Origin of the sequence: Streptomyces sp. DT2A-34 (assembly GCF_030499515.1) — a bacterium.
Taxonomy (GTDB): Bacteria; Actinomycetota; Actinomycetes; order Streptomycetales; family Streptomycetaceae; genus Streptomyces.
This window is the reverse complement of sequence record NZ_JASTWJ010000001.1, coordinates 3,635,204-3,647,540: the sequence shown is the minus strand read 5'-3', so window position 1 is coordinate 3,647,540 and position 12,337 is coordinate 3,635,204. Positions and strand designations below refer to the sequence as shown.

Genomic DNA, 12,337 nt, shown 5'->3' with positions numbered 1-12,337 from the left:
GGGGGCGGAATTCGCCCGCCCCCGGTTAATCTCGTGGAGGGTGTTCCCGAAAGGAGGGTGCCGTGGCTGTGATGCTGCACGAGTCGTCGCTTTCTGATGCTGCCGACCGGCTCTGGGAGGAGCTGCCCGGGCACCGGGTGGAGATCCTCAACGGGAGCATTGTCGTGACACCGCCGCCGGATGGGCCGCACCAAGAGACGTGTTTCGAGGTCGGCTACGAGTTCAGGCAGGCCGGAGCCCGGGAGGCTGGGCTCCGGGCCATTCCCGGGATCGGACTCTGGCTGCCGACCGGACCGGATGACTACGCGGTGCCGGACGTGTCCGTCGTCGACGCCGATTTCCGGGACGCGCTCGTCGAGAAGAACTGCTACGCGCCGCACGTCTTCCGTCTGGTGTTGGAGGTGACCTCGACCAACTGGTCCAACGACACGGCCATCAAGGTCGGGATCTATGCCAGGGCCGGCATCCCCGTCTATATCGTGGCCGACCGCACGCACGACGAGGTCCTCCTCTACACGGACCCGGCCGACGGTAAGTACCCCGACCCTCAGCGCTTCAAGCGAGGGCAGGCCGTCCCCGTCCCCGAATCCGTCGGCGTCACCCTCGACCTCTCCGTCGACACCCTCCTCGACGGCGACGACTAGCGCAGGCCGAAGCGAGCCAGGTAGTCCACGACCCCGGCTGCCTGGTTTCCGGCCCACCCCACGTAACCGTCCGGTCGTACGAGAAACACCCCGCTGCCGTACGACTCCTGCGCGTCCCCTCGAACCACCCGCACCGCCCCCGCCACCTCCGGCACCTCCACCCCCACCGCGACCAACGTCCAGTGCGGCCCCCGAAACGCATCAAACAGCCGCACGCCACCCAGCACCCCATCCGGCGCCCGATCCCCGCCCCGCACCGCCCCCGGCGCCCCCCCCGCGTCTCCTCCGTCAGGCTCGACTCCCGGTACTCCAGCCCCAGTTGACGCGTAGCCTCCCCGCGCCGCACCTCCCCGCGATGCACGCTCGTCGACAACCCCAGCATGTCCGCCGCGATGGCCCGCCGTTCCTCCTCGTACGTGTCCAACAGCCCGGCGCCCGCCCCGTCCCGCAGCACCGCCCCCAGCTTCCACCCCAGGTTGTACGCGTCCTGCACGCTGGTGTTGAGCCCCTGCCCGCCCGCCGGTGAGTGGACGTGCGCGGCGTCCCCCGCCAGGAAGACCCGCCCGTCCCGGAACCGGTCCGCCAGCGCCGTCCGTGGCCGGAAGTCCGACGCCCAGCGCACCTCGGTCACGTCCTCGGGGGCGAGGTGGGACCGGGCGGCGACGATCTTGCGGATGCCGTCGAGGGAGAGGTCCACCGAGGCGCCCTCGGGGAACTGGGCGACGACCTGGAAGTCCTCCGTGCCGGCCAGCGGGCACACGGCGAGGAAGCCGCCCGCATCGTCGGCGGGCGGGAAGATGTGCCAGTTGTTCCGGTCCAGTCCCGCGATCCTGACGTCCGCCACCAGCATCGGGCTCGGGTCGACCGTCTCCCCGGTCATGCCGATGCCCACAGCCCGCCGTACGGCCGAACGGCCACCGTCCGCGGCGACGACGTACCGCGCACGGACGCTCTCGCCCCCCGAGAAGTGCGCGGTCACGCCCTCCGCGTCCTGCGTCACCCCGACGACCTCCCGGCCGAAGGCGACCTTCCCGCCCAGCTCCTCCAGCCGGCCGAACAGGATCTGCCGCGTCCGCCACTGCGGCACCATCCACGGCTCGGCGTACGGGGAGTCCTCCGTCACCTCCGCCGGGTCGAACATCCGGTGCTCGCCGACCCGCTCCCCGTCCTGCCAGATCATCCCCACCGGATAGCTGCCGCCCGCCGCGCGGATCGCGTCGAGCACGCCCAGGTCGTCGAAGACCTCCATCGTGCGCGGCTGGATCCCCTTGCCGCGCGAGCCGGGGAACAGCCGCTCGTCCCGCTCCACGACCAGCGCGTCCACCCCGCGCCGGGCGAGGTCGATGCCGAGGGTGAGGCCGGTCGGCCCCGCGCCCACGATCAGTACATCGGTCCGTACAGTCATGATCGACTCTCCTTAACGCTGTTAAGTTCAGCGGAGCGCGAGGGTGGCCTTAACGTCGTTAAGCTGTCAAAGCGTGAACACCGAACGCCGAGCGCCCCTCGACCGCACACGCGTCGCGGACACCGCCCTCAAGCTCCTGAACGAGGTCGGTCTGGACGGCCTGACCCTGCGTGCCATCGCCAAGGAGCTGGACGTCAAGGCGCCGGCCCTGTACTGGCACTTCAAGGACAAACAGGCGCTGCTCGACGAGATGGCGACCGAGATGTACCGGCGGATGGTCGCCGGGACGCCCCTCGACCCCGCCGACACCTGGCAGGAACGGCTGCTCAAGTCCAACCGCGGACTGCGCACGGCGCTGCTCGGCTACCGCGACGGCGCGAAGGTCTTCAGCGGCTCACGCTTCACCGGCATCGAGCACGCCGAACAGATGGAGGACAACCTGCGCCTGTTCACGGCCGCCGGTTTCACCCTCGCCCAGGCGGTCCGCGCGACCTCGGCGACGTACTTCTACACCCTCGGTTTCGTCACGGAGGAGCAGGGCGTCGAGCCGCTGCCCGGCGAGCGCCGCGAGGGCTACGACATTGAGCAACGCGCCCGCCTGATGGCCGACTTCCCCTTGTCGGCTCAGGCGGGCGCGGAGATCTTCGCTGACTACGAACGGCACTTCGAGGAAGGGCTGGCCCTGGTGATCGCCGGGATCGAGGCGCGGTACCGGGCCGGGTAGGCGATCAGTAGTTCTCGACGTAGGTGTTGATGCAGTCCTTCCAGGTGCCGTCGGGCAGCAGCTTGCACACGGTGAACTTCACCTGCTCGCCGTATGCCGGACGGGGGCTGTTGTCGGCGAGGCCGTTGTAGTTGGTCGAACCGCAGCCCCGGACGCTCACCAGTCCGCTGGTCGTCCACGAGCTGTTCCGCCACACGTAGGCGGCGGCGATGATGCCGTTGTCCCCGTCGCAGAAGGCGTCGTACACCTCGATCGCGCCCGAGCCGCCGCCGTGGAAGTAGCCGCTGCCGAGGTAGGTGCCCGAGGAGCCCCAGACCTGGACGGTGGTCGTCACCGCCGAGGCGGAACCGGCCGCCGCCACCGTGAGTCCCGTCGCGGCGGCTGCGCAGGCGGCCAGTCTGCCCATTCTGTTGCGGATACGCATTCCCTTACTCCTTCGCAGAGTTGGTCGAACACAAATCCCTCGAACTGGCGCACTCGCGCCGGTTCGGGCCACACCTCATCAGCGGAGGATGGACACGCGCGGGTGATCGTGTAGCGGAATGATGGATGCCGTACGAAGCCGGGCGCGGCGCCGCCGTGCGCGCGGGTCCGCGGCATGGTGATGTCATGCCGAGTTCACTTGGAGGTCGGCGAGGTGTCGCGTTCAGGCAGCCCGTCGGTTCCTAGGATCACGGAGATTTCCCGCTGAGAATCCAGGTGTGCACACGTGGCCAACCAAACCACCCTGTCCGTGATCGTCCCGTGCTACAACATCGAGTCGTACGTACCCGAGACCGTGACCAGCCTGGTCAACAACGAACGGGACGACTTCGAGTTCATCTTCGTCGAGGACCGGTCCACCAAGGACAAGACGTACGAAGCGCTGCTGACGCTGACGAAGAGACTCAAGAACAGTCGGGTGATACGGCACGAGCAGAACGGCGGACTGGCCACCGCGCGCAACACCGGAATCGACGCCTCGGAGGGCCGCTACCTCACCTTCCTCGACGGCGACGACTGGCTGGCGCCCGGCTATCTCGCGGATCTCGTCGACGCCGTCGAGCGGTTCGACGTCGACTTCGTACGGACCGACCACGTGCAGGTCACCGGCATCGAGCGGACCGTCCACCGGGCGCCCGAGGGACGGCGGCACACCCCGCTGGACCCGCGCACCTCGATCCTCCCCGTCGACGACACCACCATGGTCGACTACCCGTACGCGTGGGCCGGCGTCTACCACCGCCGCCTCCTGGACCGCGGCATGCTGCGCTTCCACGACGGGCTGAAGACCGCCGAGGACCGCCCCTGGATCTGGGACCTGCACCGCAGGGCCGACTCCTACGCCGTCGCCAGCCTGCGCGGCGTCTTCTACCGCCGGGGCGTGGCCAGCTCGCTGACCCAGATCGGCGATGTGCGCCAGCTGGACTTCTTCCGCTCCTTCGACCTCGTCCTCGCCGAGCTCGCCGAGGACCCCGAGGTGGGCAGGCTGCGCAAGAAGGCGCTGCGCAACTACTGCGTCGTCATCGCCCACCAGCTGCTCAGCCGGGGCCGGTTCGAGCGCAGCATCGCGGCCAGGCTGAAGCAGATGGCGGCCGAGGCGCTGGGCAGGATGTCGGAGGAGGAGTTGGAAGAGGCCCTCATCGGGATGGGCGAGGAACGCGTGTACATGCTGCGCCGGATACGGGGTGGCATGAAGGGAGTGGCGGCATGATCCAGATCTTCTTCTCGGCCACGCAGTACGCGGCCGCGACCGTCACCGCCGCCATCCGGGCCGGCCAGTTCGGCCCGCGCGAGGGCGTCCGCCGCATCCTCGTCGTGAGCAACACGGCCGCCATCCCCGAGGTCGGCACCCCGCTGGACAAGATGGCCGGCTTCGAGAAGCTGCGCCCCGAGTTCGACGAGGTGCGCTCCTGGAACGAGTTCATCTCCCCGCACCACCCGGCCGGCTGGTCCCCGCGCGGCCAGGACACCCTGCTGTGGGAGAAGGCCGTACGCCTCGCCTGGAACCTCGGCGACGAGCCCGTCGAGATCGCCTGCGAGTCCATCCAGGCCAACCCCTCGCGCGCGGTCGCGGACATCTTCGCCGACAGCCCGATCCATGTGTACGCGGACGGCCTGATGAGCTACGGCCCCACCCGCAACCGCATCCCGCACGGCATGAGCAGCCGGATCGCCCGCGTCCTCCACCTGGACCTGGTGCCGGGCCTGCGACCCATGCTCCTCGCCGAGTACGGCGTCGAGCCGGAGGCCGTCCCCAACGAGGCGATCGTCGACGTCCTCGCCCAGATCGGCGAGTCCGGCGCCGGCATCCTCGCCGAGCGCCTCCCGGCCGACAACCCGCCCACCGCCGTCCTCCTCGGCCAGTACCTCTCGGCCATCGACCTGATCACCCAGGACGAGGAGGAGCGGCTGCACATCCGCATGCTGCGCGCCGCCGCCCGGGCCGGCCACCAGGACGTGCTGTTCAAGCCGCACCCGAGCGCGCCCGCCGTCTTCAACGAGTCCCTGGAGGCGGTCGCCGACGAACTCGGCGTCCGTCTCACGGTGCTGAACGAGCCCGTCCTCGCCGAGACCGTCTTCGCCTTCCTGAAGCCGAAGCTGGTCATCGGCTGCTTCTCGACCGCGCTGATGACGGCCGCCGCCTTCTACGGCATCCCGGTCGCCCGCGTCGGTACGGACCTGCTCCTCGAACGCATCACGCCGTACGAGAACAGCAACCGCATCCCGCTGACCATCATCGACGCGGCCCTGCCCGACGCGGAGCACGCCGAGCTCGGCTCGCAGCTCGAACTCGCCGGGATGGCCGAGGAGTTGGCCCCGCTGGTGCGTAGCGTCGGCTACTGCATGCAGTCCCGCAAGCACCACGGCTCGCGCGACGAGGTGGCCGCCTGGCTCACCGCCAACCTGAACCGGTACCAGCACTACTTCAAGCGCCGCCGCCTCACCAGCCTGCGCCTCCCCGGCGGCAGCCCGGTCCGCGCGGAGGCGCTGCGCAGGCATCCGGCGGTGCGCAAGGCCGTGCGGCAGCTGCGGTCGACGGCGCGGAAGTAACGCGCGGTCACGGAACAGCAGTTGGGGCGCCCCGAGCCACGGGGGCGCCCCAACTGTCTTTCCGGCTTCAGAACCGTACGGCCGGCAGCCCCCGCTTCAGCTTCGGCCCGAACGGCTTCTCCACGAACCGGTGCATCAGCCAGGCCAGCCCCAGCAGGCTCAGCACGGACAGGGCCAGCGTCGCGTAGGAGCCCAGCCCGAGGCCCCGGTGCAGGACCCGGATGAAGAACCAGCCCAGGTGCTCGTGGATCAGGTAGAAGGGGTACGTCAGTGCCCCCGCCACCGTCAGCCAGCGCCAGTTGGCCCAGCTCGTCCAGCCCAGCGCCACCACCGCGACGGCGGCGAAGGCGCAGAAGACGATGGCCTGGATGACGTACGGACTGCGGTGGAAGTCGCCCTGGGCGCCGGGGTGCCACAGCGCCATGACCGAGTAGCGCTGGCCCAGCAGGAAGGACATGCCGACGATCCCCCACAGCAGCAGGTCGCTGCCGAAGCGGTGGATCAGGTACAGCGCGAGGCCGCCGATGAAGAACGGGGCGTGGTCGCGCATCACCAGCTCGTCGGTCAGCGGGTTGTCGGCGACCCGGGCGAACGCACTGGCCAGTGTCCACAGGATGCAGAAGGTGACCACCCGCTTGTAGGTGACGCCCTTCCAGATCACGAACAGCGCGAAGAGCACGTAGAACTTGAGCTCCACCCACAGCGTCCAGCACACGCCCAGGACCCGCGGCACGCCCAGCGGCTGCTGCATCATCGTGAGGTTGACCAGGAACTCGTCCGGCCGGACGGGATGGACGACGACCGGCAGCAGGACCGCGGCGCCGGTGACCATGACGATGGCCACCCAGTACGCCGGGTAGAGGCGGGAGATCCGGGAGCGGAAGAAGTCGCCGAGGCTGCGGCCCCAGCTGCTCATGCAGATCACGAAGCCACTGATGACGAAGAAGAACTGGACGCCCAGGCTGCCGTAGGTGGACAGCTGCGACAGTGTCGGGAACATGGTCCCGGGGGACTGGTGCCAGGAGGTGGCCACCTCGCCGTTCTTGCCGGTGAAGTGGTACATGCACACCATCAGCGCGGCCATGAGCCGCAGCCCGTCCAGGGCGCGCAGCCGGCTCGCCGCCCGGGGCCGGACGGGCGGCCGGTCGGACAGGGGCAGCCGTATGTGCGGTGCCGTGGCCTGGTCAGCCGCGCTCATCCTGGGGCCCTTCTCGTGGGAGTCGTGGGACAACCGAACCTACGTACCTCCGACGGGTGAAAGGTGAGTGACGGCTGACGCTCAGGGAGCGCAAAGGTGTCACATGGATGAACGACCACCCCTTCTCGGCTACTTTCGGCCGGCCACCTGCTTCAGCGCCCGCGCCCGGCGCGCCAGCCGGCGTACGGTCGCGTTGCGCGGGATGAAGGAGAGCTGGGCCGGTACGGCGCCCGGCAGGGCCAGCGAGGTCAGGCGCTTGCGCTTGAAGTAGCGCCAGGTGTGCGGGTTGAGGTGCCGGGAGAGGTAGGCCTCGGCATCGCCGCGCAGCCCCGGGTAGATCTTCGGCTGCATGGCGAACCCGACCGCCTTGAGCAGCGCGGCCAGTTCGTCCACCCGCTCGCGCGGGGGCATCGCCCAGCCGCTGACCGCGGAGGCGTCCGCGATGTCGGGCAGCAGGGCGTCGACGATGGTCAGCGGCACGCGGTTGCTGTTCTGGTAGGGCGCGAGCCGGGCCAGCAAGCTGTCGGTGCCGACCCGCGCGACCGGGACGCCGTACAGGCCGGCGGCCGTGAGCAGCGCGGTCGAGAAGCAGCCGACGACCAGTGCGGGCCGCAGCCGCTGGAAGGCCACCTCGGCGAGCACGGGCCGGTCCAGGAAGGTGAGCTGGGCGCCCAGCTTCGTCGCCTCGTCCGCCAGGAGCCTCGACCAGTGGGCCGGCGCGACGGGGTGCGGCTTGAACACGAGCTCGCGGTGGCCCAGTTCGACGGCGCCGCGCACCATCTGGAGGTGCAGGTCCGCCTCCTCGGCGTCGGTGAGGATGCCGAGTGCGGAGAGGTACTGGCCGAGCAGCAGCGCCGGGCGCTCGCCCGCGGAGGAGGGGCGGTCGGTCAGGTCGCCCTGACCCTCGGCGAGTTCGCCGATCACCTTCGAGAACGCCTCGGACGGCACCAGTTCGGACGGCACACCGAACTCGGTGAGCAGCAGCGGGGTGAGGCCCGGGACGAGATCGAGGTGCAGCAGGCGGCCGATACGGGTGCCGACCAGCGGGTCGATCTTGTCGCGTGTGGGCCCGTAGCCGGTGAGGCCGCCGGCGTAGACGTCGACGGGAGCGCCGGTGAACAGCTGGCACAGCGCGAGGGCCGGATTGGTCTGCACGGACTCGACGGCCAGCTGGACGTCGTCGTCACCGAGGCCCCACAGCAGCCGTACGTACCGCTCCCACATGGGGATGTCGTCGGCGCGCGGCGACCAGCCGCTCGGATGGAACGGGGAGATGGTCTCGTTCCAGGACCGGACCTCGTCGAAGCGCTCACTGATCGGGGTGAAGCCCGGCATGGTGTCGACGGACGGGGTGATCTCGGGGTTGGTCGCGTTGTTGGTGACCAGCAGCAGTCGCCGGTCGGCCGGTTCGAAGAGCCCGGCGTCCAGGGCGGCGGCGAGGGTCGCGGCGCCGTACAGCGTCGAGGCGCAGAAGATCTGGGTGGTGCGAGGCATCAGGCGGCCACCGTCCGGGTGCCCATCGACCGGCGGCGCACCCGCCGCAGTCGGGAGGCTCGCTGCGCGTCCATCGAGTCCATTACCTCCGCGAGCACGTCCTGCGGCATTCTTTTCAGGGCGGCGGCGCTCATCGAGCGCAGTTTTCGAGCCACGGCGGGTTCGAACCTCTCGATGTGGCCGAGATGATGCGCCATGATGGCGCAATAAGTGCGCACGGCTTTCGGGAGCAGCTTATCGGCCTCGGGGTCGGCCGCCGTTTCCTCGATTACCTGGTCGAACGCACGAATGAAATCCAACTGTCGGACGTCGCCGATCTGGGTGAGTGAGGACGCCACTCCGCGCCGGTAGTAGACGCCCAGCAGCCCCACCGCGGCGAACGACTTCGCCTCCCGGTGCAGTTTCCAGATCCACGGCCGGTCCTCGGCGGTGCGCAGCCCGTGGGTGAAGTGCAGCACCCCGCGGTCGACGAGGCGGCGGTGGTAGACGCCCGCCCACGCGTACGCGTAGTCCACGGACGTCGACCGGTCGGCGGGCAGGATCGCCTCCCGCGGGTTCATCACCGTCCACCGCCGGCCGTGCGGCACCCGGTGGATGCTGCGCGCCCGCCCCGTGCACTGCACATGATCGGTGCGTACGAAGTCGCAGCCCAACTCCTCGATGGCGGCGAGGAGTTGCGGGAAATAGCCGGGCGCCAGCCAGTCGTCGCCGTCCAGGAACGTCAGGTACTCGCCGCGCGCCCTGTCGATGCCCGTGTTCCGCGCGGTGGCCAGCCCTCCGTTCCGCTCGTGTCTGACGACCACCGCGCCCGGCAGCTCACGCTCCGCGCGCGCGAGCAGGTCCGGTGTCCCGTCGGTCGAGCAGTCGTCGACGAGGATGAACTCGAAGTCCTCGCGTGTGTTCGCACGCAGGCTCTTCAAGGTGTCTGGCGCGTATTGCTGCACGTTGTAGAACGGCACGATGACGGAGAGCTTGACCACGCGAAGGACGTTAGGCGGCGGCCCGGCACCCGTCTTTACCCAGAGCTTGATGTCAGGTGAACGACGCGTGGCGATGCCGTGAACCAGGCTTTTTTTCAACGACTTCGGGCCCCGATTCGCCGTTCGTCGATGTGCTGTTAACCGTTTGTTGCATTCGGGTTGGGCAGAACCTCTCCATCGCTTCCTAGCGTCTTCGACGTGCCAGTAAGTGCGACGAAGACCCGGCGAGTTGCCGTACTCGCGGATTCCGATACCCGGTGGAAATGGGGTGCGCTCACCGCGAACCGCATCGCCCCGGAGAATTCGGACATCCGTCTGGACGGATATCTCCTGCGCGGCCGCGCCACCCCGACCCCCCGCCAGCTCCAGGAGGTCGGCGTCCATGCCGACTCCCTGCGTGAGGTGACCGCCGTCGAGTTCCTGCGCACCATGGCGCAGGAGTCGTACGACGTCCTGGTCCTCTCCCTCGTCGGCGGGGGCGTCCAGGCCATGCTGCACGGCCTGAAGCGGGTCTGGGAGGGGCAGTCGGAGCGGCCCGTCGTCGTCACCGGCTATGTCGGCGTCGTCTACGAGAAGCTCGCCGACGGCCTGCTGCTGCGGCACGGCGCGGACCTCGTCCTCGCCAACTCCCGGCAGGACGCCGAGCGTTTCCGCGCGGTGTACGACGGGGTCGGCGCCGACTCCTCGGCGGTGACCGAGGTGGCGCTGCCGTTCCTCGGCGGGGAGCCCTACACCGGCGAGCACGACCCCTATACGGTCGTCTTCGCCGCCCAGCCCTCGGTGCCGGACAACCGCAGGGACCGTACGTACCTGCTGAACCGCCTGATCCAGCACGCCCGCAAGCACCCCGAGCGCGAGGTGCTGCTGAAGCTGCGCTCCAAGCCGGGCGAACACACCACACACATCGAGGAGCTGCCGTACCAGAAGCTGGTGCAGCGGCTCGAACCGCCGGCCAACTTCCGTCTGGTGTACGGAAACATGGGCGAGGTCCTCGACCGCACCGACCTGCTGGTCACGATCAGCTCCACGGCGGCGCTGGAGTCGCTGCACCGCCGTATCCCCACCGTCGTCCTCACCGACCTCGGTGTGCGCGAGACGCTCGGCAACCACCACTTCGTGGGCTCCGGCTGCCTCGCCTCCTGGGACCAGCTGGACGACGGACACCGCCCGGCGCCCGACGAGGAGTGGGTGTCCCGGCAGGGCGTCTGCGCCGACGGCTCGTACGCCACCGCCTTCGACGCGGCCCGCGAGCGCATCGCCAAGCTGCTCGACCGGCCGGGCGGACTGCCCGCCCTCACGCCGTACTACACGCCGGCCACCGCCCCCGGCTATCTGCCCGGCATCCTCGCCCGCCACCACCTCGGCCCCGACGGCAGCCCGCTGCCCGGCGCCCCCGCCCACGACAAGGAGCCCGGCCCGGTCCGCCAGATAGTGCGCCGGGCGGCGCGCGGCGCCTACCGGCACGGCGTGCAGCGCGTGGCACCGGCCATCCGGCGGATGGGCGAGCTGTGAGCCGCCAGACCCCACGTCAAGGAGCAGAACCCATGTCCAAGTCGGAAGCAGGGCAAGGCACTTCGGTGCCGCGCGTGCTCGCCGTGATCCCCGCGCGCGGCGGCTCCAAGGGCGTGCCCGCCAAGAACCTGATGCCCGTCGGCGGCGTACCGCTGGTGGCCCGCGCGGTGCGCGAGTGCCGGGCTTCGAGACTCGTCACGGACGTCGTCGTCTCCACCGACGACCAGGGCATCGCGGCCGCCGCCCGCCAGGCCGGCGCCGAGGTCGTGCTGCGCCCCGCCGCCATCGCCGGTGACACCGCCACCTCCGAGGCGGCCGTGCTGCACGCCATGGACGCGCACGAGGCGCTGCACGGCTGGCCGGTGGACGTGGTCCTGCTCGTGCAGTGCACCAGCCCCTTCATCGTCCGCGAGGACATCGACGGCGTGGTCAAGGCGATCGTCGCCAACGGCGCCGACACCTCCCTGACCGTCGCCCCCTTCCACGGCTTCGTGTGGCGCCACGGCGACGACGAGCCGGCCGCGCTGCGCGCCGAGCGCGAGGCCGTCGAGGGCGGCACCGACACCGTCGCCACCCGCACCACCACCTCCGGCGGCGGCTACGGCGTCAACCACGACAAGTCCTTCCGCCCGCGCCGCCAGGACCGCCCCCAGGACTTCCTGGAGACCGGCGCCGCCTACGCGATGGACGCGCGCGGCTTCCGCGAGCACAGGCACCGCTTCTTCGGCCGCACCGAGCTCGTGCGCACCGACCCCGCCCGGGTCCTGGAGATCGACGATCCCCACGACCTGGCCCGCGCCCGCGCGCTGGCCCCGCTGTTCGACGCGGACCGGCCCGGCGCCCTCCCGACCGCCGACGAGATCGACGCGGTCGTACTGGACTTCGACGGCACCCAGACCGACGACCGGGTGCTGATCGATGCCGATGGAAAGGAGTTCGTCTCCGTGCACCGCGGAGACGGCCTCGGCATCGCCGCCCTGCGCAAGAGCGGGCTGAAGATGCTGATCCTGTCCACGGAGCAGAACCCGGTCGTCGCCGCCCGCGCACGGAAGCTGCAGATTCCCGTGCTGCACGGCATCGACCGCAAGGACCTCGCACTCAAGCAGTGGTGCGAGGAGCAGGGCATCGCGCCTGAGCGCGTGCTCTACGTCGGCAACGACGTCAACGACCTCCCGTGCTTCGCCCTCGTGGGCTGGCCCGTGGCGGTCGGCAGCGCCCACGACGTCGTGCGCGGCGCCGCACGCGCGGTCACCACCACCCCCGGTGGCGACGGCGCGATCCGAGAGATCGCCAGCTGGATCCTCGGCCCCTCTCTCGACTCCCTCACCAAGTAAGGACATCTTCTGC

At 70.1% G+C, this 12,337-nt stretch carries 10 protein-coding genes and 1 pseudogene; 6 read left to right on the top strand and 5 right to left on the bottom strand.

Going from position 1 to position 12,337, the window contains the following annotated elements; all coding sequences use genetic code 11:
• Positions 1-71: 71 nt before the first annotated feature.
• Positions 72-644 carry a Uma2 family endonuclease gene (locus tag QQM39_RS15865; RefSeq protein WP_367669692.1) on the top strand — a complete coding sequence of 191 codons (573 nt, stop codon included), beginning with the start codon at positions 72-74 and terminating at the stop codon, positions 642-644.
• Here QQM39_RS15865 and QQM39_RS15860 read toward each other — a convergent pair.
• Positions 641-2,049: pseudogene (locus QQM39_RS15860) on the bottom strand (FAD-dependent oxidoreductase). The gene QQM39_RS15865 and the pseudogene QQM39_RS15860 overlap by 4 nt on opposite strands.
• A gap of 73 nt (positions 2,050-2,122) precedes the next feature.
• On the opposite strand from QQM39_RS15860, the gene QQM39_RS15855 reads away from it, so the two are divergent.
• A complete protein-coding gene (locus QQM39_RS15855) occupies positions 2,123-2,773 on the top strand; it encodes a TetR/AcrR family transcriptional regulator C-terminal domain-containing protein (protein WP_301997381.1) in 651 nt (216 codons plus the stop codon).
• 4 nt (positions 2,774-2,777) lie between these two features.
• Here QQM39_RS15855 and QQM39_RS15850 read toward each other — a convergent pair whose 3' ends face one another.
• Positions 2,778-3,197: a hypothetical protein gene (locus QQM39_RS15850; protein ID WP_301997379.1), complete on the bottom strand. Its 420-nt coding sequence runs from the start codon at positions 3,195-3,197 to the stop codon at positions 2,778-2,780.
• Positions 3,198-3,482: 285 nt separating this feature from the next.
• On the opposite strand from QQM39_RS15850, the gene QQM39_RS15845 reads away from it, so the two are divergent.
• Together QQM39_RS15845 and QQM39_RS15840 are read left to right on the top strand one after the other, a co-directional pair.
• On the top strand, positions 3,483-4,466 hold the full coding sequence (locus QQM39_RS15845; protein WP_301997377.1) for a glycosyltransferase family 2 protein: 984 nt from the start codon (positions 3,483-3,485) through the stop codon (positions 4,464-4,466).
• Positions 4,463-5,806 (top strand): alpha-2,8-polysialyltransferase family protein, encoded by a 1,344-nt coding sequence (locus tag QQM39_RS15840; RefSeq protein WP_301997375.1) that lies wholly within the window; start codon positions 4,463-4,465, stop codon positions 5,804-5,806. The genes QQM39_RS15845 and QQM39_RS15840 overlap by 4 nt, the downstream gene beginning before the upstream one ends.
• A 67-nt stretch (positions 5,807-5,873) precedes the next feature.
• Here QQM39_RS15840 and QQM39_RS15835 read toward each other — a convergent pair whose 3' ends face one another.
• From QQM39_RS15835 to QQM39_RS15825, 3 genes are all read right to left on the bottom strand, one after another.
• On the bottom strand, positions 5,874-7,004 hold the full coding sequence (locus tag QQM39_RS15835) for an acyltransferase (RefSeq protein ID WP_301997373.1): 1,131 nt from the start codon (positions 7,002-7,004) through the stop codon (positions 5,874-5,876).
• Between the two features lie 129 nt (positions 7,005-7,133).
• On the bottom strand, positions 7,134-8,498 hold the full coding sequence (locus tag QQM39_RS15830; RefSeq protein ID WP_301997371.1) for a polysialyltransferase family glycosyltransferase: 1,365 nt from the start codon (positions 8,496-8,498) through the stop codon (positions 7,134-7,136).
• Positions 8,498-9,478: a glycosyltransferase family 2 protein gene (locus tag QQM39_RS15825; RefSeq protein ID WP_301997369.1), complete on the bottom strand. Its 981-nt coding sequence runs from the start codon at positions 9,476-9,478 to the stop codon at positions 8,498-8,500. Before QQM39_RS15825 ends, QQM39_RS15830 begins: the two co-directional genes overlap by 1 nt.
• A gap of 198 nt (positions 9,479-9,676) precedes the next feature.
• Between QQM39_RS15825 and QQM39_RS15820 the strand changes: the two genes are divergently transcribed.
• On the top strand, positions 9,677-10,990 hold the full coding sequence (locus QQM39_RS15820) for a DUF6716 putative glycosyltransferase (protein ID WP_301997367.1): 1,314 nt from the start codon (positions 9,677-9,679) through the stop codon (positions 10,988-10,990).
• 32 nt (positions 10,991-11,022) lie between these two features.
• Entirely contained in the window at positions 11,023-12,324 is a 1,302-nt protein-coding gene (locus QQM39_RS15815; RefSeq protein ID WP_301997365.1) for an N-acylneuraminate cytidylyltransferase, read from the top strand.
• Positions 12,325-12,337: the final 13 nt, after the last annotated feature.